The 25,990-nt window shown below is 45.5% G+C and carries 28 protein-coding genes; 16 read left to right on the top strand and 12 right to left on the bottom strand.

Annotated elements, in window-relative coordinates:
• Nucleotides 1-187: 187 nt before the first annotated feature.
• The 9 genes from PGW99_RS04845 (at nt 188) to PGW99_RS04805 (ending at nt 7,461) form a co-directional block, all read left to right on the top strand.
• Nucleotides 188-490: a phenol hydroxylase subunit gene (locus tag PGW99_RS04845; RefSeq protein WP_273779049.1), complete on the top strand. Its 303-nt coding sequence runs from the start codon at nt 188-190 to the stop codon at nt 488-490.
• Nucleotides 491-509: 19 nt separating this feature from the next.
• Nucleotides 510-1,514: an aromatic/alkene monooxygenase hydroxylase subunit beta gene (locus tag PGW99_RS04840; protein ID WP_273779048.1), complete on the top strand. Its 1,005-nt coding sequence runs from the start codon at nt 510-512 to the stop codon at nt 1,512-1,514.
• 10 nt (nt 1,515-1,524) lie between these two features.
• The gene (locus PGW99_RS04835) at nt 1,525-1,791 is read left to right on the top strand and encodes an MmoB/DmpM family protein (RefSeq protein WP_273779046.1); all 267 of its coding nucleotides are present in this window, start codon (nt 1,525-1,527) and stop codon (nt 1,789-1,791) included.
• 33 nt (nt 1,792-1,824) lie between these two features.
• Complete coding sequence (locus tag PGW99_RS04830) at nt 1,825-3,351, top strand: aromatic/alkene/methane monooxygenase hydroxylase/oxygenase subunit alpha (RefSeq protein ID WP_273779045.1); 1,527 nt, start codon at nt 1,825-1,827, stop codon at nt 3,349-3,351.
• 66 nt (nt 3,352-3,417) lie between these two features.
• Entirely contained in the window at nt 3,418-3,780 is a 363-nt protein-coding gene (locus PGW99_RS04825; protein ID WP_273779044.1) for a phenol hydroxylase subunit P4, read from the top strand.
• Between the two features lie 24 nt (nt 3,781-3,804).
• Nucleotides 3,805-4,866 carry an NADH:ubiquinone reductase (Na(+)-transporting) subunit F gene (locus PGW99_RS04820; protein ID WP_273779043.1) on the top strand — a complete coding sequence of 354 codons (1,062 nt, stop codon included), beginning with the start codon at nt 3,805-3,807 and terminating at the stop codon, nt 4,864-4,866.
• Nucleotides 4,867-4,923: 57 nt separating this feature from the next.
• Nucleotides 4,924-5,844: a catechol 1,2-dioxygenase gene (catA, locus tag PGW99_RS04815; RefSeq protein ID WP_273779042.1), complete on the top strand. Its 921-nt coding sequence runs from the start codon at nt 4,924-4,926 to the stop codon at nt 5,842-5,844.
• A gap of 426 nt (nt 5,845-6,270) precedes the next feature.
• Entirely contained in the window at nt 6,271-6,804 is a 534-nt protein-coding gene (locus tag PGW99_RS04810; RefSeq protein ID WP_273779041.1) for a lecithin retinol acyltransferase family protein, read from the top strand.
• Nucleotides 6,805-6,819: 15 nt separating this feature from the next.
• Nucleotides 6,820-7,461: a glutathione S-transferase family protein gene (locus PGW99_RS04805; RefSeq protein ID WP_273779040.1), complete on the top strand. Its 642-nt coding sequence runs from the start codon at nt 6,820-6,822 to the stop codon at nt 7,459-7,461.
• Between the two features lie 72 nt (nt 7,462-7,533).
• Here the strand turns inward: PGW99_RS04805 and PGW99_RS04800 are convergent, their stop codons facing one another.
• On the bottom strand, nt 7,534-9,258 hold the full coding sequence (locus tag PGW99_RS04800) for a glutamine--tRNA ligase/YqeY domain fusion protein (protein ID WP_273779039.1): 1,725 nt from the start codon (nt 9,256-9,258) through the stop codon (nt 7,534-7,536).
• Between the two features lie 166 nt (nt 9,259-9,424).
• On the opposite strand from PGW99_RS04800, the gene PGW99_RS04795 reads away from it, so the two are divergent.
• Nucleotides 9,425-9,934, top strand: coding sequence for a peptidylprolyl isomerase (locus tag PGW99_RS04795; protein WP_273779038.1), 510 nt, complete (start codon nt 9,425-9,427; stop codon nt 9,932-9,934).
• Nucleotides 9,935-9,952: 18 nt separating this feature from the next.
• Entirely contained in the window at nt 9,953-10,669 is a 717-nt protein-coding gene (locus PGW99_RS04790; RefSeq protein ID WP_273779037.1) for a UDP-2,3-diacylglucosamine diphosphatase, read from the top strand.
• 43 nt (nt 10,670-10,712) lie between these two features.
• Here PGW99_RS04790 and hpaI read toward each other — a convergent pair whose 3' ends face one another.
• Nucleotides 10,713-11,507 carry a 4-hydroxy-2-oxoheptanedioate aldolase gene (hpaI, locus tag PGW99_RS04785; RefSeq protein WP_273779035.1) on the bottom strand — a complete coding sequence of 265 codons (795 nt, stop codon included), beginning with the start codon at nt 11,505-11,507 and terminating at the stop codon, nt 10,713-10,715.
• 270 nt (nt 11,508-11,777) lie between these two features.
• Here hpaI and nfsB point away from each other — a divergent pair, with 270 nt between their 5' ends.
• Nucleotides 11,778-12,431, top strand: coding sequence for an oxygen-insensitive NAD(P)H nitroreductase (nfsB, locus tag PGW99_RS04780; RefSeq protein WP_273779034.1), 654 nt, complete (start codon nt 11,778-11,780; stop codon nt 12,429-12,431).
• A 97-nt stretch (nt 12,432-12,528) separates the two neighbouring features.
• Entirely contained in the window at nt 12,529-12,726 is a 198-nt protein-coding gene (locus PGW99_RS04775) for a hypothetical protein (protein WP_273779033.1), read from the top strand.
• An 8-nt stretch (nt 12,727-12,734) separates the two neighbouring features.
• Here the strand turns inward: PGW99_RS04775 and PGW99_RS04770 are convergent, their stop codons facing one another.
• The 4 genes from PGW99_RS04770 to PGW99_RS04755 form a co-directional block, all read right to left on the bottom strand.
• Nucleotides 12,735-13,604: a DMT family transporter gene (locus PGW99_RS04770; RefSeq protein ID WP_273779031.1), complete on the bottom strand. Its 870-nt coding sequence runs from the start codon at nt 13,602-13,604 to the stop codon at nt 12,735-12,737.
• A gap of 88 nt (nt 13,605-13,692) precedes the next feature.
• On the bottom strand, nt 13,693-14,730 hold the full coding sequence (gene fba / locus PGW99_RS04765; RefSeq protein WP_273779029.1) for a class II fructose-bisphosphate aldolase: 1,038 nt from the start codon (nt 14,728-14,730) through the stop codon (nt 13,693-13,695).
• 129 nt (nt 14,731-14,859) lie between these two features.
• The gene (locus tag PGW99_RS04760; protein WP_273779027.1) at nt 14,860-15,138 is read right to left on the bottom strand and encodes a hypothetical protein; all 279 of its coding nucleotides are present in this window, start codon (nt 15,136-15,138) and stop codon (nt 14,860-14,862) included.
• A 124-nt stretch (nt 15,139-15,262) separates the two neighbouring features.
• Nucleotides 15,263-16,450, bottom strand: a complete 1,188-nt coding sequence (locus PGW99_RS04755; protein ID WP_273779024.1) for a phosphoglycerate kinase — start codon at nt 16,448-16,450, stop codon at nt 15,263-15,265.
• A gap of 135 nt (nt 16,451-16,585) precedes the next feature.
• Between PGW99_RS04755 and PGW99_RS04750 the strand changes: the two genes are divergently transcribed.
• From PGW99_RS04750 to PGW99_RS04740, 3 genes are read left to right on the top strand one after another with little or no spacing between them, the layout of a single operon-like run.
• Nucleotides 16,586-16,969 carry a DUF2237 family protein gene (locus tag PGW99_RS04750; protein WP_273779022.1) on the top strand — a complete coding sequence of 128 codons (384 nt, stop codon included), beginning with the start codon at nt 16,586-16,588 and terminating at the stop codon, nt 16,967-16,969.
• On the top strand, nt 16,969-17,556 hold the full coding sequence (locus tag PGW99_RS04745) for a Maf family protein (RefSeq protein ID WP_273779020.1): 588 nt from the start codon (nt 16,969-16,971) through the stop codon (nt 17,554-17,556). Before PGW99_RS04750 ends, PGW99_RS04745 begins: the two co-directional genes overlap by 1 nt.
• Nucleotides 17,557-17,581: 25 nt before the next feature.
• Nucleotides 17,582-18,745 carry a ribosomal protein uL16 3-hydroxylase gene (locus PGW99_RS04740; protein ID WP_273779019.1) on the top strand — a complete coding sequence of 388 codons (1,164 nt, stop codon included), beginning with the start codon at nt 17,582-17,584 and terminating at the stop codon, nt 18,743-18,745.
• A 68-nt stretch (nt 18,746-18,813) separates the two neighbouring features.
• On the opposite strand, the gene PGW99_RS04735 is transcribed toward PGW99_RS04740, so the two are convergent.
• The 6 genes from PGW99_RS04735 to PGW99_RS04710 form a co-directional block, all read right to left on the bottom strand.
• Nucleotides 18,814-19,842 carry an alpha/beta hydrolase gene (locus PGW99_RS04735; protein ID WP_273779017.1) on the bottom strand — a complete coding sequence of 343 codons (1,029 nt, stop codon included), beginning with the start codon at nt 19,840-19,842 and terminating at the stop codon, nt 18,814-18,816.
• Nucleotides 19,843-20,973, bottom strand: a complete 1,131-nt coding sequence (locus PGW99_RS04730) for a YdcF family protein (RefSeq protein WP_273779015.1) — start codon at nt 20,971-20,973, stop codon at nt 19,843-19,845.
• Between the two features lie 5 nt (nt 20,974-20,978).
• Nucleotides 20,979-22,013, bottom strand: a complete 1,035-nt coding sequence (murB, locus tag PGW99_RS04725) for a UDP-N-acetylmuramate dehydrogenase (RefSeq protein ID WP_273779432.1) — start codon at nt 22,011-22,013, stop codon at nt 20,979-20,981.
• A gap of 14 nt (nt 22,014-22,027) precedes the next feature.
• Complete coding sequence (locus PGW99_RS04720) at nt 22,028-22,543, bottom strand: low molecular weight protein-tyrosine-phosphatase (protein WP_273779013.1); 516 nt, start codon at nt 22,541-22,543, stop codon at nt 22,028-22,030.
• Nucleotides 22,544-22,765: 222 nt separating this feature from the next.
• Nucleotides 22,766-24,841, bottom strand: a complete 2,076-nt coding sequence (gene dnaX / locus PGW99_RS04715) for a DNA polymerase III subunit gamma/tau (RefSeq protein ID WP_273779011.1) — start codon at nt 24,839-24,841, stop codon at nt 22,766-22,768.
• A gap of 244 nt (nt 24,842-25,085) precedes the next feature.
• Entirely contained in the window at nt 25,086-25,943 is an 858-nt protein-coding gene (locus PGW99_RS04710; protein ID WP_273779010.1) for a MaoC family dehydratase, read from the bottom strand.
• Nucleotides 25,944-25,990 lie beyond the last annotated feature (47 nt).

Genomic DNA, 25,990 nt, shown 5'->3' with positions numbered 1-25,990 from the left:
CGCCTGATGGCTTCATCAGCTCATGAAAATCAAAGTATCCACTCTCCTCTATCGACCAAAAAACAAAACATAATGTTTTGATTTTTATTAATTTTTAAAAGTTGGCACGCCTTTTGAAATAACAACCCCAGACACGCAAGGTTGCGTTAACAGAAACAAGATTGCATTGATCTTGTTGGAGAGAGGCATGAAGGATCTTAAAAAACCGCAAAACGCGTTACCTACTTTGACCAAATATATTCGGGTTACCAGTGACCGTGATGGCAAATTTGTCGAGTTCGACTTCGCCATTAATGATCCAACGCTGTATGTGGAATTAGTCCTGCCGCAACAAGCGTTTCAAGAATTTTGCCAGGTAAATCAGGTCATCGAAATGACCGCTGAACAGCAAGCCTGCAACGATGCCAATGAAGAAAAATGGCGTTATGGCAGTGAGACAACCCTGGTCGGACAGCAACGCAACTCTTTTGATCATGAAGATCAGTATTAATCGCTTAAGGAGCTAAGCCATGACCTTAGAAATCAAAACTTCCGGTATAGAACCGATCCGTCAGAGTTATGCCTATATCGAGCGCCGCTTTGGTAATAAACCGGCCACTCGTTATCAGGAAGTCAGCTTTGATATTCAGGCTGAAACCAACTTCCACTACCGTCCTTTGTGGAAACCGGAAAAGACCTTAAACGATAAAACCCACACAGCTCTGCAGATGCAGGACTGGTATGCGTTTAAAGACCCTCGCCAATTCTATTATGGCACTTATGTACAACATCGTGCCCGCTTACAGGATATTGCGGAAAGTAATTTTGCTTTCTTTGAGAAACGTGGGCTGGCTGAGCATTTAAGTGATGAAGTCAAAGCCAAAGTAATCAAATTTCTATTGCCATTTCGTCATGTTGAGCAAACCGCCAACCTGCACATGATGTCGGGCAGTGCTTATGGTTACGGTACTGTATTAACTCAGGCCTGCATTTTTGCTGCTATGGACCGTCTAGGTATGGCGCAATATCTGTCACGGATTGGCTTGGCTTTGGATGGCAACACGGCGGATTCATTGAATGAAGCCAAAGACTTCTGGATGAATGATACAGCTTGGCAAGGTCTACGTCGCCTGTGTGAAGTCAGTTTGACCGAACAGGACTACTTTAAACTGTTCACCTTACAGAACTTAGTTATTGATTCGTTCTTGAGCGAACTGGTCTATACACAGCTAGATCAATGGTTCAATGAACACGGTGCGCGTGATCTGGCGATGTTGACCGAATTCATGCAGGAATGTCTGAGTGATTTGCGTAAATGGTCAGATAGCGTATTTAAAACCGCATTAAAAGAATCTGAACATAACACCCAATTGCTACAAAGCTGGTTAGAGCAATATCTGCTAGAAGTAACAGCTGCATTCAAGCCTTGGTGCGATGCAGCGTTGGGTGCAGAGGCAATCACTGCAGCGGTACAAGCAACATTAGAACGTGCCAAAAAATTAGGTTTAAACATTGAATTCGCGGCAAACGCTTAAGGAGAAGCACATGTCTAAAGTTTATCTGGCATTACAGGACAACGACACCTCACGCTACATCATTGAGGCGATTGAAGAAGACAATCCACAAGCCACCGTTCAGTACTTGCCAGCCATGATCCGTGTCGAAAGCGAAACTGACCTGCTGATCAAGGCAGAAACTGTTTCAGAAAAACTCGGACAGGATTGGGATATTCAAGCCCTGCAACTGAACATGATCACGCTGGGCGGTAACGTTGAAGAAGATGACGATACTTTCCGCTTACATTGGAACTAAGCCCTAAGCCTCAAGATTTAAGGATGATCTGCCATGAATTCACAAGTAAAAAATACTTCTAAAAAACTGAATGCCAAAGACCGTTATCGTGCACTGACACGTGATCTGGACTGGGACTTCTCTTACGCTGATCGCAAAGAAGCCTTCCCGTATGAAGAATTTGAAGGCATCAAAATCACCGACTGGTCAAAATGGGAAGATCCATTCCGCTTAACCATGGATGCCTACTGGAAATACCAGGCGGAAAAAGAGAAAAAACTCTACGCGATTTTTGATGCTTTTGCACAAAACAACGGTCAGATGAATGTGACCAATGAACGCTACCTGAATGCGATCAAGTTATTCCTGACCGCTGTTACCCCACTAGAATATCAGGCCTATCAAGGCTATGCCCATGTTGGCCGTCAATTTGGCGGGATTGGGGCACGTATTGCCTCACAAATGCAGTCAATCGATGAATTACGTCACGTGCAGACCCAAATTCATGCGATGAGCCATTACAACAAGTTTTTTGATGGCTTCCAAGACTGGTCACACATGCACGACCGCGTCTGGTATCTCTCTGTACCAAAATCGTTCTTTGAGGATGCACGTTCAGCGGGTCCATTCGAATTCTTGCTGTCCATCAGCTTTGCCTTTGAATATGTCTTGACCAACCTGTTGTTCGTTCCTTTCATGTCAGGCGCAGCATACAACGGCGATATGGCCACCGTGACCTTCGGTTTCAGTGCACAGTCAGATGAAGCACGTCACATGACGCTCGGTTTGGAAATTGTGAAATTCTTGCTGGAACAACATGAAGACAACGTGCCAATCGTACAGGAATGGATCGATAAATGGTTCTGGCGCGGTACCCGTCTGCTCTCCATTGTGGGCATGATGATGGACTACATGCTGCCAAACAAAGTGATGTCATGGAAAGAAGCCTGGGAAACCTATTTTGAAGAAGCCGGTGGTGCTTTGTTTAAAGACTTGAGCCGTTACGGTATCCGTATGCCGAAATACTCTGAAGTGATTACCAAAGAAAAAGAGCACGTGTCACATCAGGCATGGTGGATTTTCTATAACTTCGGTCATGCAGCCGGTTTCCATACCTGGATTCCAACCGATGAAGAAATGGACTGGTTATCAGCGAAATATCCAGACACTTTCGACAAATACTACCGTCCAAAATGGGAACTAGCGCGCAAGATGGAAGCCGAAGGCAAACGTTTCTATAGCGCAGGTTTACCACAACTGTGTCAGGTCTGCCAGATTCCAATGACTTTCACGGATATGGGCGGTGATCCGACCGAGTTTACCTATCGTGACAGTATCTTTAAAGGCGAGCGCTATCACACCTGTTCCGATGGCTGTCATGACATCTTTGAACGTGAGCCGGAAAAATATGTCCAGGCATGGTTACCGGTCAACCAGATTTTGCAAGGCAACTGTGGTGGCCCAGATCTCGAAGTCATGCTGCGTGAATACTACAAGTTCAATGTCGGCGCCGACAACCTGGATATTGAAGGCTCGCCAGACCAGCAACGCTGGAGAAAATGGAAAGGCAAGGCCGCATAACCCGTCAGGATGAATCAGGAGATCGCTGCGATTGTAGCTATCTCCACCAAATTAAGGAAAATAGTCATGTCAGTACGCGCAATTCATTCAAATTACGATTTCGAGCCACGAGACCTGCAAAAAAATTATGGTGACAATATTCTGATCTATATCGGTTGGGATCACCACACGCTGTTCTGTGCAGCCCACGCCATGCTGGTTTCACCTCAACAAACTTTCCAGCAACTATTGGATCAACAAATGGTTACCGGTTTTGCCCAGCATCCTGATTTTGCACAAATCCAATGGGATCAAGTGACATTTACCCTCGATCATCAACAGATTCAGCCGCAATCACAACAGACCTTGGCCGAACTCGGTTTTGGACAAAAATCTCTGTTACGTTTCGTGACCCCAGGCCTGAATGGCTATAACGGTTCACACGTCTGACAGGCCGCATACAGGAGATTGAGGATGAGCTATCAAGTAACAATTGAGCCGATTGGCACCACCATTGAAGTCGAAGAAGATCAAACGATTCTCGATGCGGCATTGCGCCAAGGCGTATGGTTACCTTTTGCCTGCGGTCATGGCACCTGTGGAACCTGTAAAGTTCAGGTAACCGATGGCTTCTATGATGTCGGTGAAGCGTCACCTTTCGCGTTAATGGATATTGAACGTGAAGAAAACAAAGTCCTAGCTTGCTGCTGCAAACCGGAATCTGACATGGTGATTGAAGCCGATGTCGATGAAGATGAAGATTTCTTAGGCTATTTGGTTCAGGACTATCAGGCAGAAGTGATCGAGATCAAAGACCTGTCTCCGACCATTAAAGGGGTCCGTTTAAAACTGGACCGTCCGATCGAATTTCAGGCCGGTCAATATGTCAACGTGCAATTCCCAGGCATTGAAGGTACACGTGCATTTTCGATTGCCAATGCCCCAAGCGAGATCGGCATTGTTGAACTCCATATCCGTCAGGTACACGGTGGGGCAGCAACCACATATGTGCATGAGCAACTGGCTGTTGGTGATGAACTGGCCATTTCTGGTCCATACGGTCAGTTCTTTGTACGCAAATCCGATGCTCAGGATGTCATTTTCATCGCTGGTGGCTCTGGCCTGTCCAGCCCGCAATCGATGATTCTAGATTTGTTGGAATCTGGTGATACACGCACGATTTACCTGTTCCAGGGTGCGCGTGATCTAGCGGAGTTGTATAACCGTGATTTATTTGAACAACTTGTTAAAGACTATCCAAACTTCCGTTATATCCCTGCACTCAACGCACCAAAAGCTGAAGAGGAATGGAACGGTTTCACTGGCTTTGTACATGAAGCTGTGGCAGATTACTTTGAGAACCGTTGTGCAGGACATAAAGCCTATTTATGTGGCCCACCGGTGATGATCGACTCTGCCATTTCAACCCTGATGCAAAGCCGCCTGTTTGAGCGGGACATCCATACGGAACGTTTCCTCAGTGCAGCGGATGGTGCCAGTGGCAATAGCCGTTCAGCATTATTCAAACATATCTAACAACAATACCGGGTGCCAGTGCTGGCACCTCTACTTACCATAGGAAGGAAAATAACCATGGATCGTCAAGCGATTGAAAATTTAGTTAAAGCATGTAACGTAGACACTTCTGAAGGTCCAGTAGACGCGCGTTTACAACAAGTTGTTGTTCGCCTAGTGACTGACTTCTACCAAGCAATCGAAGATCTTGATCTTAGCCAATCTGAAGTTTGGAAAGGTGTTGAAGCAATCATCGATATGGCGAAAGCTGATGAATTTGCTCTTTTAGGTTCTGCAATCGGCCTAGAACACTACCTTGACCTTCGTGCTGATGAAGCTGATGCTAAAGCAGGCTTAACAGGTGGTACTCCACGTACAATCGAAGGTCCATTATATGTCGCTGGTGCGCCTGAATCTGTAGGTTTCGCTCGTATGGACGACGGTTCTGAAGAAGGTAAAATTGCAACGCTTATCATCGAAGGTAAAGTGACTGATACTGATGGTGAAGTGCTTTCTGGTGCTAAAGTTGAAATGTGGCATGCAAACAGCCATGGTAACTACTCGTTCTTCGACAAGTCTCAATCACACTTCAACCTGCGTCGTACCATTTTCACTGATGAAAACGGTAACTACACAGCACAAACCACTATGCCTGTAGGTTACGGTTTGAACCCAGAAGGTCCGTTACAACAAATGTTGAACAAACTTTCTCGTCACGGTCAACGTCCTGCGCACGTGCACTACTTCATCTCTGCGCCAGGTCACCGTAAATTAACCACTCAGTTCAACATCGAAGGCGACAAATACCTTTGGGACGACTTTGCATTCGGTACGCGTGAAGGTCTAGTTGCAACTGCTGTTGACGTAACTGACGAAGCTGAAATCGCACGCCGTGGTTTGAAAGGTCCTTTCAAACACATCCAGTTCGACATCGTTCTTCAGAAAGATAAAGAAGGTGCTCCTTCTACTGAAGTTGAACGCCGTCGCGCAAGTGCATAACCAAATAAAACAATAACTTGATCATCCAACTCTTGCACACGTTTTTCAAATCTTATTGAACAACATGTGCACCGAGTTGTTTTACTTTTTGCAACAGAACAGTCCGTTCACTCTTGTTACAATCAGCTCGCTACTTTGTGCTCCTCAAATTAGCTCATGAATGACAATAGACTGAGATGGATAATTAACCCTCATAATTCTCCATCTTGCTTTTTCCAGATATTCAAGCTTTGCTTTTTTACTTTTGCTTTCATGATTTTCTATAGACCTTGAGAGTGACCTATTGAAAAACACCATAATAAATACGCAATTATGGGCAAATATTTCGACTATTTCTCTCTTTGTGACCATCCAAAAACCAAGTTCTTCGTTATAATTTCAACGTCAATAAAATACACATGTAGACTTTATTGGATCAGCCGGAATATGCAACAGCGAGCAAAACGCTTTCCTCTCGGAGCTCATCTCATCGTCAAACATTTGGGCTATTCACATCATGGCATTTATGCTGGGCGTGGCCGTGTCATCCATTATTCCGGTTTTGCCCATCTCTTCAAAAAGCATCCGATTGAAATCACCAGTCTGCAAAAATTTTCCCACGGCAAAAAAATTCTGGTACGTAACTATGATCAGCCGAAATATAAAGGTCGTACAGTCATTCGGCGTATGCGTTCTCGCATGCATGAAAACAACTATCATCTAATCATCAACAACTGTGAACACTTGTGTTCTTGGGCCATTACCGGAGTAGAAAGTAGCACTCAGGTGGTCAAAATGATGCACAGGTTAACAACGATTGGTTATGTCAGTTCACTGATGTCCTTTATGAACAGCGCGATACTCACCGTGACCACCACCTGTTTTGCCTTGGTGCTCTATATCAAGAAAAAATTGCGCGATAAAGCCAAGATGCAAATACCAACACACCTCTTGTTAAAAGAACAACATCCGAAAAAATAAACTCAGGAGCAGCCAATGTATCAACTCTGGATTGGTGATAAAAATTTTTCTTCCTGGTCGTTACGTGTCTGGCTGCTGATGCGGGTCAAACAAATTCCTTTTCAGGAACAGATGTGTACTTTTAGCCCGCTGGATACCCGTACACAACGTTACCTCAGCTTTTCCCCAACGGGCAAAGTCCCATGCTTGCATGACGGCAATACGGTGATCTGGGAATCTTTGGCGATTATCGAAACTCTGGCTGAGCACTATCCACATGTATTTCCAGCCTCTGCACAGGCGCGTTGCTGGTCTCGTTGTGCCATCGCCGAGATGCACGCCGGATTTCCCCATTTACGCCAAGACTGCCCAATGAACTGCACCCTGGATCAACCCTTCACTGAACTTTCATCTGCACTGAAAAATGACCTAGAACGTATGGATGCTTTGTGGCAACAAGGTCTGGAGCGTTTTGGCGGTCCTTATCTGGCTGGGCCAGATTTTACCGCGGTAGATGCCTACTTTGCGCCAGTGGCTTTTCGGGCAAAAAGCTATCACTTACCCTTTTCCCAAGCTAGCCAACAATGGATGGAGCGCATGATCGCCTTGCCAGAAATGCAGCAATGGGCTGCAGATGCCAAACAGGAAATTTTGAGCCAAAAGCCCTGCATGGATTGATCTACTGATCAACTGAATCAACCATAAAAAAACCCAACAGCAGTTGGGTTTTTTTATAAAGAATCCAAGCAATTACTTGCCCGGTTTAAAGCTGTCTTTTAAGTCCAGAATACGGTTAAACACTGGTTTTTCTATGCTGTGATCATAACGGTCTGCAACAAAATAACCTTCACGTTCAAATTGGAAGCGCTGTTCTGGGACTGCTTCAGCCAAGGCTGGCTCAACCACTGCCTGAACGATCTTTAATGAATCAGGGTTTAGATTCGCCAGGAAGTCATCCCCTGTTTCTGGATCTGCTTCATTAAACAGACGGTCATAAATGCGGACTTCAGCAGGAATGCCTTTGCTTGCCGATACCCAGTGAATCACGCCTTTGACCTTACGGCCTTCCGGATTTTTACCTAAAGTTTCTGGGTCGATTGAACATTTCAGCTCAACAATTTCACCATTTTCATCCTTCAGAATTTCATCGCACTTGATCACGTAGGCATGACGCAAACGCACTTCCCCACCCGGAATCAGGCGTTTAAAGCCTTTTGGTGGCTCTTCTTCAAAGTCTTTACGGTCGATGTAAATTTCACGTGTCAGCGGAATCAAACGTTCACCCATCTCCACGTTTGGATGACGGGCATGGGTCAAGTCCATCTCTTCCGGTAAATTGGTCAGAGTCACTTTTAACGGATTCAATACGGCCATACCACGCGACGCGGTATTTTCCAGTGATTGACGGATACAGAACTCCAGCATCGCGACATCGACAATACCATCGGTTTTCGACACGCCTACACGCTTACAGAAATCACGCAGACCTTCCGGGGTAAAACCGCGACGGCGCATACCCACCACGGTTGGCATACGTGGGTCATCCCAACCTTGCACATGACCACCTTCAACCAGCTTACGTAATTTACGCTTCGAGGTAATGGTGTAGTCGACATTGAGACGGCTAGATTCGTACTGGTGTGGTACTGCTGCTGATTTTACCTTTGCCACCACCCAGTCATAGAATGGACGGTGATCCTGGAATTCCAGCGTACATAAAGAGTGAGTAATGCCTTCAATCGCATCCGACAATGGATGGGCATAATCGTACATCGGGTAGATTTTCCACTTGTCGCCTGTCTGATGGTGAGTCGAATGTAAGACACGATACAGAATCGGATCACGCATGTGCACATTTGGTGATGCCATATCAATCTTGGCACGCAAGACGGCTTTACCTTCACCTAGCTCACCGTTACGCATTTGTTCAAAACGCGCGAGGTTTTCCTCAACGCTTGTGTCACGGTACGGTGAGTTTTTACCCGGCTCTACAAAGTTACCACGGTTCAGTTTGATGTCTTCCGGGCTTTGCAAATCCACATAAGCATCCCCCTGTTCAATCAACTGGATCGCCCAGGCATACAACTGGTCAAAATAGCTGGAGGCGTAACGTGGCTCGCCATCCCACTGAAAACCCAGCCATTTTACATCATTGGCAATACCATCAACATATTCCTGTTCTTCTGCATCCGGGTTGGTATCATCAAAACGCAGGTTGCATAAGCCCTTGAATTCTTCAGCAATACCGAAGTTCAAACAAATCGCTTTGACGTGACCAATGTGCAAATAGCCATTCGGCTCTGGCGGGAAACGGGTAATGACTTTTTCAGTACGGCCCGCAGCCAAATCATCGGTAATCACCTGACGAATAAAGTCTAAGCCAGCCTGTTGTTCTTGCTGCGCAGCATCGACAGAGGCATTGTTATCTAGTGTCGGGTTCGTTGGCAGGGATGAAACAACATCATTCGGCTTCATAATCGATTGATCACTTCTTCAATAAAATTTGGAATAATTAAAACGCAAACTTTGATTTTTCACAAAGAAATTCACGTTTCTACTTGCCTTGTAGTTTACAGTTTGCTTATGCTTCTCTCAACCAAAAAACCCATGGCTTTACTGTCCATGTTTAGGAGATTGTCTAATGAGTTTTCCTCAAGTCGAATTAAACACCAATAAAGGTCGTATTGTTCTTGAACTGAACACTGAAAAAGCACCAAAAACTGCTGAGAACTTCCTGCAATACGTGCGTGATGGTTTTTATGACGGCGTCATTTTCCACCGTGTGATTGATGGCTTCATGATCCAAGGCGGTGGCATGGACGAAAACTTTAAAGAAAAAGCAACCCGCGATTCAATCGAAAACGAAGCGGATAACGGTTTGAGCAACGATGTCGGCACGATCGCAATGGCACGTACCCAAGCACCACACTCAGCTTCTGCTCAGTTCTTCATTAACGTGAAAAACAACAGCTTCTTGAACCATACAGGCAAAACTGCTCAAGGTTGGGGCTATGCCGTATTTGGTAAAGTCGTTGAAGGTATGGACGTCGTGAATGAAATCAAAGGCGTGCGTACTGGTAACCGTGGCTACCACGCAGATGTTCCACTAGAAAATGTGGTGATCGAATCTGCTAAAATCATCTCTGAGTAATCCATACCGAGTGATTTTGTGACCTATCTGTTTATCTCAGATCTACATTTGTCACCTGAACACCCTCGACTTGTTCGAGGGTTTTTAGATTTATTGACACACTATCAGCACCAACAAACCAATCTGTATATTCTGGGTGACTGGTTTAATGCCTGGATTGGCGATGACTATTCTGCACCCTGGCTCGATGAAATCATTGTGGCTTTACAACGATTTACTCAAGCGGGTAATCAGGTATTTTTCTTGGTCGGTAACCGTGATTTCGCTTTACATCACGTGTTTTTAAACAAATTTCAGGGGCAACTGTTGCCCGAAATCACCACCTTAAACATTGCTGGTCAAACGATACGTCTTGAACACGGTGATTTACTCTGTACCGATGATGTGTCCTATCAGCGCTTTCGTAAAATTATCCGTAATCCCCTGTTACTTGCCCTGTTACGCAAAACTCCGTTAAGCTTCCGTCTCCAACTGGCCAGCGGTTTCCGCAAAAAAAGCCATGCAGCACAACAATTCAAAAGTTATGAGGTGATGGATGTCAATCCACAAGCGGTTGAACAGGCCTTGGCCAATGTGGATATCCTGATTCACGGCCATACCCATCGTCCCGCGATTCATACCCTGGGCAACAAACAGCGTATTGTGCTCGGAGATTGGCGCGAGCATGACGCACAAATTCTGGAGATCAGTCCAGAACAACCCGCAGCATTACAGTTAAAAAAATGGTCATACTAATATCAGTATGACCTTAGCTAAAAACTGATGATATCCAGCAGAATTAATAACCACCTTGTGGCTGTGGAACTTGCTCATTTTCTTTGTATTTGGCCAATAACTGACGTAAGGATTGCATCAGCACACTGGTATCAACACCCACCGCGACAAATTCTGTGCCGAGTTCAATATATTTTTGTGTGATCTCATGCGAGGTAGACAGAATTCCTGCCGCCTTACCCGCTGCACGAATCCGTTGAATGGCATCCACGACTGCTTTTTGTACTTCCGGATGGTTAGGATCACCCTGAAAACCCATCGTTGCCGACAAATCCACTGCACCAATAAAAACACCATCGATGCCATCAACTTTTAAAATATCATCCAGATTTTGCAATCCGGTGACCGATTCAATCTGAATCAGCAAACAGATATTTTCATGCGCAATGGCATAATAGTCCGGAATACTGTTCCAACGGGTTGCACGTGCCAATGCAGCTCCAACACCACGGATACCTTCTGGCGGGTAACGCACTGCTTTGACCATTAATTCGGCCTGTTCCACGGTTTCCACCATCGGAATCAACAGTGTTTGTGCACCAATATCTAAAAGCTGCTTGATCAACTGTACGCTGCCAATCGGTGGACGTACCACTGCTTGAGACGGATACGCTGCAATACTTTGCAATTGTGACAAGGTGGTTCTAAGATCACTAGGTGCATGTTCACCATCGATCAATAGCCAGTCAAATCCCGCATTCGCGGCGATTTCGGTGCCATAGGCATCCGCCAATCCCACCCACAAGCCAATCTGCTGTTGGGTTTTTAATTTTTTCTTAAAATAATTGGTATGATCCAAGCAAAAATCCCTCTCAAATATCGTCTTTTCGGGTCGGTCGTAGCATGATTTATCTATACGTCTTTTTAAGGCCAAACACCAATAGATAGATTCAATGACTTAAGCGATTTTATTGATAAGCACGTCGTTTCAAAACACAAGAAATTGTTCAACTTTACTCGATATTCGCATTATCATCCTCCAAGTGAAAGACTGTTCATCGAAATCAGCTGACACACGGCTGGTTATCACACATGTTTTATTATTCTCCTGATGATTAGGTAAAAAATCATGGATCTACTCAATATCGCACAAACCCGTTATACGACTAAAGCGTACAATCCAGAGAAAAAAATTCCTCAACAACAATTTGAAGCTTTACTCGAAGTCCTCCGTTTTACGCCGTCGTCTATCAATATCCAGCCGTGGCATTTTTTAGTGGCAGACAATGATGCCGCGAAACAGCGTATTGCAAAATCACTGGTAGGCCGTTATGCCTACAATGCACCTAAAGTACTAGATTCATCACATACCATTGTGTTCTGTACTCGTACAGATATCAGCGAAGACTATCTCGATACCCTGTTACAAAATGATGAGCAGAGCGGTCGTTTTAAAGATGAAAAAGCCAAGCAAGGACAAAAAGACAGCCGTATCGGTTATGTGAATTTCTACCGTGACGAAAAAGGCGATTTGCAAGGCTGGATGGAAAACCAAACCTTTATTGCCCTTGGTCATCTGCTCCTGGCGGCAGGGATTGAAGGGATTGATGCAACGCCGATTGGTGGCTTTGATGAAAACATCCTGAATACTGAGTTTGATCTGGCCAGCAAGGGCTTAAAAAGCTCTGTCATCATGACCTTAGGCTATCGCAGTGACAATGATTTTAATGCCCAGCTGCCTAAATCACGTTTGCCTGCAGAACAAATTTTTACACACCTGTAACATGTCCTTACCGCAAAGGGCGGATCGCCCTTTGTGCTGACTTATTATTTTCATAATACTGCTCTATCGTAACTCTAAAAATAAGGAGCATTTTAAAATGGCATTAAACACAAAATTCCCAATGAAATTTATCTGTCCACTGTGTCAGCGTATTTATCTATTTAGATTTAAAAATGATGTGGTGTTCTACCCTGCCTGTCCTTTATGTACCAAACCGGGCAAACTTTTAGGATTATCTAGCCGACTTGATCTGTTTCGCTATCCCAAAGCGTTTTTAAAAACCTACTTGGTGTAAATCTGTAGTCAGGCAGGCAATGACATGGCAAAGGTTAGGCAAAATATCGCTGCCACCCCCAGGATCAAGCCAAATGTACTCGTCAGACTTAAACGTTCTTTAAAAAATACCAGTCCCGCACCAACACCTAATAAAACCACCAGTAGATTCATCCCGGCAAAGACCAGTGCAGGAGTGGCTTTAAACAACATATGGGCTTTGACATACAAGGCGATATTGGCAAAATTCACGATACCTAAACCCAACCCGGCCAGAATACTTTGATGGTTCCATTGATGCTTTTTGCTTAGGCTAATATAAGTGCTCGCAAACAGCCAGGCACAGATAAAAATCAAGTTCAATGCCAAACTAAATTGCAGTCCTAAACTGGTGGTATATTTCAATAGAACATCAATCAGTGCATATCCCAACCAGACCACTAATAACGGCCGGATCGCTGCATATTTCGCCTCATGATCTATGACTTGTGTCGTTTTACCCAACAGAATCAATAAGACACCTGCGATTCCTAAAGCAATACCGAGTAGTTTGAACAGGTTGAACTGCTCCTGAAAAATCAGGAAAGCCGCCAACAATGACCACACGACTGATAAGCGCTGGGCAATTTCGGTCTTCAGAATCCCCGCGTTCTGCAATGCTTGTGATAAGGCCACAAAAACACCTGGCAATAATAAACCCAAAGCCACAATCAACCACCATGGTGTCTCGATGACGGATAAATGCTGGAAGTCGGGTTCAAACCAGAAATAAGCCAATAGACTGGCGGAGATATAGTTACAGGCAATCATCTGTAGGGTATCGAAACCCCGTGTTTTACAGACTTTGAGCAAAATTGAGACCAGTACACTACACAGTGCAGCAGCAAAGATGAGTTCCATAAAACGATGTGCTTCTTTTAAATCAAAAACATAGAAAAAGCCCACTCAGGGTGGGCTTTCACATTTTTCGCAATGGCTTACAAGTACATTACTTGTAGCGTTCGACCATTTTCTCAAGAGAGATTGGACGAATCTTGTCGGCATTGCCGGCTGTACCAAATGCTTCATAACGGTCAATACAGATTTGCTTCATTGCATCGACAGTTTTCGCAAAGAATTTACGTGGATCAAATTCGCTTGGATTCTCTGCCATAAAGCGGCGCATTGCACCTGTAGAAGCTAAACGCAAGTCAGTGTCGATATTGATTTTACGTACACCGTGCTTGATCGCTTCGACCAGTTGCTCAACCGGAACACCATAAGTTTCCTTGATTTCGCCACCGTACTGGTTAATCACAGCCAGCCATTCTTGTGGCACTGAGCTTGAACCGTGCATCACAAGATGGGTATTTGGGAGTGCTGCGTGAATTTCTTTAATGCGGTCAATCGCCAAGATATCGCCTGTAGGTGGACGAGTAAACTTGTACGCACCGTGTGAAGTGCCTACCGCAATCGCCAAAGCATCGACATTGGTATCTGCCACGAAGCTACGTGCTTCTTCAACAGAAGTCAAAAGTTGAGAATGGTCAAGTACGCCTTCTGCACCCACACCATCTTCTTCACCGGCCATACCTGTTTCAAGAGAACCTAGGCAACCGATCTCACCTTCTACAGATACGCCACACGCATGTGCCATTTGTACGACACGGCGAGTCACATCGACATTGTATTCATAAGAGGTTGGTGTCTTACCATCTTCACCCAAAGAACCATCCATCATGACTGAGCTAAAGCCCAACTGGATCGAACGTTGACATACGTCAGGGCTAGTACCGTGGTCTTGATGCATCACCACTGGAATATGTGGCCATTCTTCAATTGCCGCTTCAATCAAGTGGCGTAAGAATGGAGCACCTGCGTATTTACGGGCACCTGCTGATGCTTGAACAATAACAGGTGAGTTAGTTGCATCCGCAGCTAACATGATTGCGCGCATTTGTTCTAAGTTGTTTACGTTAAAAGCTGGTACGCCGTAGTGATGTTCTGCAGCGTGATCCAAGAGCTGGCGCATTGAGATAAGAGCCATAATATCCTCCCAGGTAATGCGGCATATTCTACCTTGTCATTTATTTCAATTCAGCAACAAATCACAGGATTTATTAAAAAACCCCGCAGTTGCGGGGTTTTTTAATAAAACTCAAACAATTATTGAGGTTTATTTGATGGCGCTAATTGCAGCAGCATCTTTTTCATCAGCTGGAGTCGCAACTTCTGCTGGTGCATTGGCTTCTTCAGCAGTCAAGTCAGTATTTTTTTCATCCATCACTGGCTTATCGATCGCATCGATTGCCGCTTGTTGCTCTGGGGTCACTTTTTCATCAGCTGGTGCAGCTGTTTGAGTTTGTTCAGCCGCAGGCGCTTCTTCTTTCTTAGAACAAGCAGTTAAAGCCAATGGCGCGATCAATAAAGCTGCTAGTGTAAGTTTTAACTTCATCACATTTTCCCACAACAGGTGATTTATTGATGACAATTGTATTTCATACATATGACAGTTTTGTGACCAGATCATAAAAAAATAGGCTGATTCAAATCAGCCTATTTTCAATCGCTTAGAGCAATTAAGCGCGTTCAAGCAAAACGGCTACAGCCGGAAGAGTTTTACCTTCGACAAACTCAAGGAAAGCTCCACCACCGGTAGAGATATAGCCAATCTTGTTAGCCACGTCATATTTATCAATCGCAGCTAAAGTATCGCCACCCCCTGCTATTGAGAAACCTTCTGATTCAGCAATCGCGAGAGAAAGTGCTTTGGTTCCGTCACCGAATTGATCCACTTCAAAGACACCTACTGGGCCATTCCACAAAATAGTTTTTGAAGTTTTCAAAATTTCTGCAAAAGCTTGTGCAGTTTCTGGACCTACATCCAGAATCATGTCATTTTCAGACACATCGGCCACGTTTTTGATAACGGCTTTGGCATTCGCCAATGAGCCCAAGAAATCTTCAAAATTGATTTCAGCGGCATCTGCAACCACAACATCTGTTGGTAATGGTACAGAAACTTTCGCTGCAATTTGTTTTGCTGTGTCGACCAGATCAGCTTCGTATAAAGATTTACCGACATTGTAACCCGCCGCTGCAAGGAAGGTATTGGCGATACCACCACCCACAATCAGCTGGTCACAAATAGTTGAAAGTGAGGTCAAAACATCGAGTTTGGTCGACACTTTAGAACCCGCCACAATCGCCACCATTGGTTTTTCTGGTGTTTTCAAAGCACGGCCGAGGGCATCTAGCTCAGCTGCAAGCAATGGACCTGCTGCTGCGACTTTGGCAAAACGAGCCACGCCTTCAGTTGACGCTTCAGCACGGTGAGCAGTACCAAACGCATCCATCACAAACACGTCGCACAGTGCTGCATATTTTTGTGCCAATTCAGGGTTGTTTTTCTTTTCACCTGGGTTGAAACGCACGTTTTCCAACAACACGACTTGACCCGGCTGAACGTCTACACCATTAAGATAGTCTGTAAACAATTTCACGTCCTGACCCAAGGCTTCAGTCAAGTAAGCAGCAACAGGTGCAAGTGATTGTTCAGGTTTTGGTTCACCTTCAACTGGACGACCCAAGTGTGAGAACACCATCACTGCAGCGCCTTGTGCCAATGCTGCTTTGATGGTGGGTAAAGCGGCACGTAAACGTGCATCACTGGTAATCACACCATTTTTAACTGGCACGTTAAGGTCTTCACGAATAAGGACACGCTTACCAGCCAAATCAAGGTCAGTCATACGCTGAAAGTTCATGTAATGCTCTCTTTATAGATTTGAAAACGGCCCGATTTTAAATGATTCTCCTAAAAAAGGTTAGTTTCTTTTGCAAAAAGCTGCCTAAAGTAGAAGATTTGATTATGATAGCCAAAAAGACTTGTATACGAATTTATGTCTATTCATCCAAAACCAGAATTGAACCGTCTCAACGTACTTGGTGAACCTCTCGCAAGCTGTTGTTTTGACCCGATTACCGGCTATTTCCGCAACGGTTTTTGCCATACTGCACCGACCGATCTCGGCCAGCACACCGTTTGTGCGCAGATGACGTCTGAATTCCTGAACTTCTCGCAAAAGGCCGGCAATGATCTGATTACGCCATTACCGGAGATTGATTTTCCGGGTCTAGCTCCTGGAGATTTCTGGTGCATCTGCGTCAAACGCTGGGTTGAAGCCTATCAGGCCGGTGTTGCCCCCCCCGTTAAAATCCAGGCCTGCCATCAGACGGTCCTAAGCTATGTTCCGCTCGATGTCCTGATGGATTTTGCTGTCTGATGCACGAAATTATTCTGGCCTCCAGTAGCAGCACACGCCGGGCATTGATGGATCGTTTGCAATTGCCTTACCGTTGCGTTGCTCCCGAAATTGATGAGTCTGCTCAGGGTGAAAATCATGCGGATGATCTGGCTAAACGTCTGGCCTTTCAAAAGGCGCAAGTGATTGCTCATACTCATCCTGAGGCGATTGTCATCGGATCTGATCAGGTGGCTTGGCGTGAACATCAACCCGATGTATTTATTGGCAAACCACTGAGCGTTGCCAACGCAATTGCGCAGCTAGAGGCCAATTCTGGCAAGACGGTGTATTTCAGTACGGCACTAAGTGTGCAGCAACAGTCCAGTGGATTTACACAAACTCTGGTCGAACATTTTTCAGTACAATTCCGTGCTCTTTCACGAGCTGAAATTGAACGATATGTAGCACTGGATCAACCGTTACACTGTGCGGGAAGTTTTAAATGTGAAAGTCTCGGCATCAGCTTGTTTCAACAGATGAACGGAGCCGATCAGACCACATTGATGGGTCTGCCGATGATTCAACTGTGCAACATTTTGCGCCAGCTTGACCTCCAAATTCCGTAATTCATAAACTCTATAGGGAATATCCATGTCACAACCTCTTGATGTTCTGGGCGGTGTCACAGCTGAACAGTTTCTGGCTGAATATTGGCAGAAAAAACCGTTACTGGTCCGTAATGCCATGCCTGAAATCGCTGGAATTCTTGAACCGGCCGATGTGATGGAACTGGCACTTGAAGAACATGTCAGCGCACGTTTAATCAGACAAAAAGACAAAGATCCAAACCAGTGGTCGGTAAAATCCTCTCCTCTGATCAAAGGCGATTTCCAGAAACTGCCAAAACTGTGGACCCTGTTGGTTCAAGCGGTAGATCATTATTCTTTAGACCTTGCTGAATTATGGAAAAAATTCCCGTTTATTCCACAATGGCGCCGCGATGACATCATGGTGTCTTATGCACCAAAAGGCGGTTCAGTCGGCAAGCATTTCGACTTTTATGATGTTTTTCTGGTACAAGGCTATGGCCAACGTCGCTGGCAGCTCGGCCAGATGTGCGATGCAGACACCGACTTTGTACCAAAACAGCCATTGAAGCTGCTGCCCGAGATGGACGTTCATTTTGATGAAGTACTGAATCCAGGTGATTTACTGTATGTACCTCCAGGTCTGGCACACTATGGTGTCGCAGAAAATGACTGTCTAACCTTCTCTTTTGGTTTCCGCATGCCGAATGTCGCGACGATGATGGATCGGGTCAGCGATAAATTTGCCGACAATGCCCTACTGAAAAATCCGCTGAGCGATATTCTGCGCAATCAGGCCACACCGATCGGTGAAATGACCCGTACAGAACTGGATTATTTAAAAACCACCCTACTTAACTATCTGAACAATGCGCCGGAAATTGATGACGCCATCATGAGCCTGATGTCTGAACCGAAGTATCCGGATAATATTCCGGAAGCGGATGAGATTGCTGCAGGTGATCTGGCGGAAATTCTGGATCAAGGCTACAAGCTTATGCTAGAGCCAGCTTCAAGACTACTTTACAGCTTTGAAGACGAACAGTTACTGTTTTGGGCAAATGGTGAAGGCATTTGTATTGATGTCGAGTTTGAAGAACGCCTAAAACGTCTGGCAGATGGTGAAACCTTAAGCCTCGATGCAAGTTTCAGTGAAACCGAACTAGAAGATGTGGCCCAGCTACTCAGTGATTCGATCTTGATGCTATTACCACCTGACGAAGAATAATTTTTCTCAATCAAAAAATCCCGAAGCAAGCTTCGGGATTTTTTGAAGCCCGATCAACCCGGCCTTAATTAATAATAATTGCCATACTGTTTGGCATGTAAAAATGCCGGAATCAGTCCCGTCAGTGCCGCACGAATATCAGCACGTTCATTGATAAGCTGGTGCGAGCCTTCTTCGAGCATCAATAAGGTCTGCAGACGGAACTTGGTGCGGATAAATTCAATGTTGTAACGCCAATCCACCGTTTCATCCAAGGCGCCTTGTGCCATCCAGACCGGGATGCGGCACGCGGGCCGGCGCTCCATTTCCAACATCCATTTTGACATGGCCAAAATCCAATCCATGCCCATCATGCGCGGCTGTAATGGATCTTTCAGACGAATAAAACGTAAAAATTCCGGATTGTGATTATTACGGCGAAAATGCCGTGGTACCTGACGCCGGATACGACGGATAATGCCCAAACCAATCGAGTTATGCCACCAGGCAGTTTTGGCCGGACGAATCAATGGTGAAAGCAGCAACACACGTCCGACAATTGGATTCTGGCGTTTCTCGGCATACTCCAGCAAATGATGCATCCAGATCGCTCCGCCGGTACTCTGTCCGATGCCCAGCCAAGGTTGAGGTAACTGATCGGCATGTTTCACATAATGATGAACTGCCTGTAGCACCTGCTGATAGTGATCAAAGCTTTGGATACTGGCAGGTGAACCGTCACTCAAACCATGCCCAGGCAGATCATAGGTAAGAACACTAAAGCCCTGCTCCAGTAACTCCTGAATCATCGGCTGATAGATACCACTATGCTCCAAATAGCCATGCAATAAACAAACTGTACCTGAAATTTTTTCTATTTTCGGCTGAAATACTTGTACGTGCAACCGAAACAACGGCATTTGCACATAACCTTGCCAATGTTCGCAGTCCAGCAACTGCAAACCATACAGATGGCGATAGGCCTGAATTTCCACCGAAGGCTGATAAGGCCGGTTCAAATTTAGCGGCTCCAAAAGCTGGGAGGTAATTTCACGGCTTGGAATAGGTAAATCGAGCTGTTTGAGGACACTCGGATTTAAAAATGGAATATCCGACATTTAAGGTACCTCCCGGCAATCACTTGAGCCAAACAGCACATCCCGAATCGTGGCCAGTAATTCATAATTGGCACGACGGCTATGATCATAATTCTGCTCACTTGGACGCCAGCGTGTCAATTGAGTTGGCATTGGTGCTTCCACAGGAATTGTTTCAATGCCATTCAAGGCAAACAAACGGCGTGTACGTGGCATATGATAGCGATCAGTAATTAAGATGACTGTCGGTGCTCCACCTTTTTTTTGTAACAATAGCGAACTAAACCGGCTATTTTCACAGGTGTTCATGCTGCGGTTTTCCAGCAGTTTGGCATCCACATGACGCTCTTTCAGCCAGGCCTGCATAAAAGGTGCTTCCACACCACTCAATACTATCGGCAGCTGGTTTTGCCGTTCCACTTCCAGGGTTTTTTCCAGACGTAAGCGGGTATAGTTATTCACCACGATATCTTTCTGGTTTGCTGCCAGTGTTAAGCCACCACCCAAAACCACAATTGCATAAGGTTGTGACAGAACCGGTTTTTCCTGCTTCTGACTATTCTGATTCTGTAGCAGTGCAATTTCCTGTTGCAGTTCCGGATCGACGACCGGTTCAGAAGCAGCTTCAACAGGATGCGTACGTAAAAATTTCAGGTAACGTTTCATCAAGGCCTGATTTTCACGACTGTCGAGCTGCATCAGTTCACGCATAGCCTGTGCAGGATCATTTTCTGCTGACGAAGCCTCTTCTTGGTTCTTGTCTTGCAACAGCGGAATATTGGGCTCATCTTCATCGTTACGTTCGGCTTGCTGTTCCTGAATGATCTGTTGCAAGGCTTTGTAACGCTGCTGTAGCACCATCAGATCTTCCGCTTTTTCGCTCTGCATGGCTTGCTCCATCAGCTCCAGATAAGCTTGTCGGGCAATCCATAAATTTGAACCAGGTTCCAGCGTATCATGCTCGCTTAGAGCGGCCATCTGTTGGCTTTTTGCGGCCACTTGGTCGACTTCAACGGGTACAAAACTATTGAGCAGTTTTACCACAAGTTGCGAATAAAACGGAGAATAGATAAACAGCATCAATACGCCCAAGAGCCCGAACAATACGGCAACCATTCGGACCAATCGAACCATTCTCGGCGCTTTTGACATTGCGTTTATCCCGTATGCGACTGAATTAAACCCATCTGATTAAAGAGTACGGGCTCAGGCTCGAGGTGAATGTTAAATTTCTGTAGCACGTCCTGCTGAACCGCATGATAGGTCGCTTGTACATCCACCAAGGTAGCCTGCGCATAATTGACTAAAACCAAGGCCTGTTTATGGAACATGCCCACTGCTCCTAAACGTTTTCCTTTCCAGCCCGCCTGATCAATCAACCAGCCTGCTGCAATTTTCACATCGCCATTCGGCTGTGGATAATGAGGCAGATTCGGAAATTGGCAAGCCAAACGTTCATACGCTACCGCAGTAATTACCGGATTTTTAAAGAAACTGCCGACATTCGGATATTCTTTAGGATCCGGCAATTTGCTTTGACGAATTTGGATCACCTGCTGTTGCAGATTCTCTGCGCTGAGATTTTCTCCAACGGCCTGTTTTAAATCGCCATAATTCAGTTTAAAGCTTGGGTTTTTTAATAATTTAAAGCTAACCTGGGTGATGATATAACGGTTCGGTTCATCTTTAAAAATACTATGCCGATAGCTGAAATGACAATCTGCGGCAGCAATCTGTTTAAAACACTGCTCATTTCGATCATACACCGAAACATGCTCAATAAATTCGCCCGCTTCTACGCCATAGGCGCCAATATTTTGTACCGGAGAAGCTCCGACTAATCCGGGAATCAGGGCCAGATTTTGCAGACCATACAACTGCTGTGTGGTCGTAAACAAGACGAAATCATGCCAGACCTCACCCGCTCCTACTGTCAAGGTTTTGGTCTGTGCATCTTCAGCCGTCACTTCAATGCCATGAATCGCCATATGCAAGACCAATGCCTGAATTTTTTCTGGCAACAGCATATTGCTGCCGCCAGAGAGCACCAACACATTCAGATCATGTTGCTGGGCGAATGTAAGGGCTGGAATCAGCTCTTCAGGCTGGTGAATTTGACAATAGTGTGATGCGAGAGCAGGCAGATTTAAGGTATTAAATGCTTGAAGTTGGACGTTTTGTTGGATTTTTATCACGTGAAAAACCTTTAGCTACGCTGCTGCATGTGTAATTTTAAAACATTGACCCAAGCCAGACTACTCGACTCACACTGGTCGAGTACCCGCTCAAAGCCGTCTTCCCCACCATAATACGGATCGGGTAAGGCATGTTGTGGATAGTACGGATCATGTTCGCTCATCAAGGCAATCTGGGCACGCACCTGTGCATGTCCAAATTCCACCAAGGCACGTTGCAACAAGGCTTGTATATCCAGCAAGTTTTGTTCATCCATCGCTAAAATCAGGTCAAATTCGACAAAATCGTTGAGCTGGATTTGGCGTGCTCGCAAGGCGGAGAGATCATAGCCACGTTTTTGTGCATGATGCTGACTGCGTGGATCAGGAGCTTTATTCGGATGGTAATTACTGGTTCCGGCTGAATCGACCAACACATTCAGTTGATGTACATCGCAGTAGTGTCGCAAGATCACTTCTGCCGTGGGAGAACGGCAAATATTGCCTAAACAGACACATAACACCTTGTAGGGCGTTGCGGATGACATAACAACCTCAGCACGTGTTTATGATGAAAGATCTGTATGTTAAGTGATTTAGAACATGAATCCTATAGACCGCTCATAGAATAATCTTCAATTTATCCTGCACAATCAACATCTGTAAAGATTATGTAAATCACCAGAAACCCTTGCAAACCCAATATTACTGCCTTTGTGCATGCTGGGCATAACGGATTTGATTACCTATAAACTTAGCGGATCACGCGTTTATGGTTTGAGTTGAATATTCTGGATTTCAGCATCAAAAAGTTCGATCAACTTCTGTACTGCAGGTTCCTGTTGCAATAGTTCGGCGGCACGTTGGTAGGCTTTCTCTTTACGCACATTTTGCATCATATACGGCGTCGTTTGTTCCAAAGTACCGTACTGCACATTGAAACGGGTTTCCGGCCATTCGCTGGCTAAGGCATCTTGCAGACTTTGCTGCTGCTGTGACAACAGGTTTTCATATTCCTGTGGGATATGAAACACTGATACTCCATTAATTTCACCGCTCATTACACCCTGTTGTGCCAGTTCTTGCAAGGCCGGTGACAGGTCACTGTTTCTAAACCAGTATTCCCACTTCTCCACCGTCCATTCACCCGAAAGTTCTTGCGGAGGGAGTTGCAGGATCTGTTGTGGTAGTAAACCACCAGCTTCTGCAACATCTTCTGGAGCTAAAATCTGTGTCTGTGTTTTTGGCTGCTGATCTACCTGATGAATATTCGGCAACTCTGCTTCAACGACAATCGGTGTGGCAGCAAATAAATCAGCGACAGGTTCAACAGCCGAATATTGATCTTCTAGAGATTGAACAAGGGAAAAATCTTGCGGTACTTGCTGCTCCAAAGGTGCAGACTCAGAATGTCCAATCGGCTGCAAGGCTTCCGGAGCCAACCAGAAATCCTCATCTGCTGCAGGACTTTCTGACAGTGGCGCATGATTCTGAACTGATGGCAGTGAATCAAAATCGATCAAGCCATCTGGTGCCGTCGGATCAAAACTAACCACATTTGCCGAGGCTTGATCTGGAGTGGATACTTCCTCAGCAACGGTTGACGGAATGGAATCAGCAAAATTTTCATCACTCTTGATCGGTGCTTCAATTTGCTCTACTTCGCCTGTTGAGTCTGGGGCCGGTGCTGTCTCAGCAGTTACCGTTTCGGTTTGAACTAGAGCTTGAGTGCTCTGCTCAGTCACCAGCATTTCATTGGGTTGCAAAGGTCGGAATGCCAGCAAACGCAGCACACACATTTCAAAACCCTGTTCCTGGGTTACAGCGAGTTGCAGTTCGCTACGTCCCTTACAGGCAATCTGGTAGTAAAGCTGTAAATCCTGTGCCGAGATCAGCTGTGCCAACTGACGGATTTTTTTATTGATTTCTTCACTGTATTTCAGACTGAGATCCGGCAAATACTGCATAAGAGCCAGCTCATGCAAGGTCGAAATCAGCTGATCCAAAACCAGTGACACATCGAGCGCTTGTTGACGGAATTGCATGAGCAACTGGCTAACCCGCTGCTGCTGGTTCTGATGAATCGCCAAAATCAGGTCATAAATAATGCTGCGATCAATCAGGCCGAGCATTTCTTTCACGTCCTGATGATGAACTTCACCCTGACCATAGGCAATCGCCTGATCGGTCAGCGACAACGCATCACGCAAGGAACCTTGCGCCGATTCGGCAATCTGCCAGATCGCATCTTGATCAGCCACAATCTGCTCTTTGGCCAGAATCTGGGTCAAGTGCTCAGTAATTTCATCCACCGCCAACGGACGCAAAGTAAATTGCAGACAGCGCGAAATCACGGTAATCGGCAATTTTTGCGGATCTGTCGTCGCAAAGAGGAATTTTACATGTTCCGGCGGTTCTTCCAGCGTTTTCAGTAACGCATTAAAAGAATGCGTAGACAGCATGTGCACTTCGTCGATCAAGTAGACTTTGAAACGACCTTGCGTCGGGGCATAAGGCACATTGTCGAGCAGCTCGCGGGTGTCTTCGACTTTGGTTCTTGAGGCAGCGTCAATCTCGATCAGGTCAATAAAACGGCCTTCGTTCACGGCCCGACAGGTCGAGCAGACTTCACAAGGCGTTGAGGTAACTCCGGTTTCGCAGTTCAGGCATTTGGCCAAGATACGGGCAATAGTGGTTTTTCCGACGCCACGCGTCCCGGTAAACAGGTAAGCATGATGCAAACGTCCTCGCTCCAAGGCACTGGTCAATGCACGTGAAACGTGATTTTGTCCGACAAGTTCATTGAAATTGCGAGGGCGATATTTTCGCGCAAGTACCTGATACATGGATGCTCCTTTTTACAGGCCTAAGCATACTGTGTTTTAGGTGTGGAGTGAATGCTTTGTCTTTTATTGTCAGCAAATTGAATGAGGATGCCTCACACCGATGGATTTACTCAGATCCGGCCGTGATGGGGAGCAGACAGATGTTAAATCCTCCCCGTTTTCACCCCGAAGCATTGACCATCAAGCTTTAGAGTTGGATGAAAAAAGCCCCGACCAGCTGTCAGGGCATTCGGTACAATACAGATCACAAGGCTTGCAATACACCGGTCATATGCGGCTTTTTCGATTGAGCATTACGGATTAAAAAGTCCGTTTGTTGCCCTTGCTGGCAGGTCATAAACTCAACTGTTGACGGTAAATACAACGGCAATTTAAAAGTAACTTCCACCTGATAGGCATCCGGTAAAGCAAGGCTGGCCAATGCACGCGCTTTACTCCACATACCATGTGCAATGGCACGTTTAAAACCAAAGGCTTTCGCGGTAAACGCATGTAAATGAATCAGGTTGAAATCTCCTGAGATCATCGCATAACGGCGTCCGGTATTTTCCGCAACTGACCATTGTTCTTGCAGCACATAATCGAGTTGCACAGCATCGGCTTTCTTTTGCATTGCCCCTGTAGCATGCTGTTTTTGTCGTGACAAATAGGTACTTACACCCTGCATCACAATTTCATCTGCCACTTTCGCTGTAATTTTAAAGTCAAACTCGATGCCTTTTTCATGCAGACGGGATTCGGCAAATTCGCAGGACAAACTCAAGCTTTCATGCACATTGATTTTACGCTTCTGGCTGACCTGATTGCGAATGTGCACCAGACCTAACACCGCAAATGGAAAATCTTCCTGGGTCATCATGTGCATCTGCAAGCTTTGCGCCAAAACCGCCAGGTAAATCGCTGGCACGGATTCATCCTGAGCAAAACCACAAATTTCCTGGTAATCCTGCAAGTGTTGCGGATCAATCTGCAAACTTTCGACCACATATTGCAGCTCAGGCAGTGCCAGCTGTGCTGACTTTTTTTTACGGATCAAGCCTTGGATAATTTTTGGATAGGCCAGATAAGGTTTAGGCAATTGGTCAAAATGGCGAATATTCATACTTGTCCTGTTTTTTAATTTTCAAAGTGATAGCAGCGAAACCTCAA

Source organism: Acinetobacter sp. GSS19, assembly GCF_028621895.1.
GTDB lineage: Bacteria > Pseudomonadota > Gammaproteobacteria > Pseudomonadales > Moraxellaceae > Acinetobacter.
This window is presented reverse-complemented; position numbering and strand designations above follow the sequence as displayed.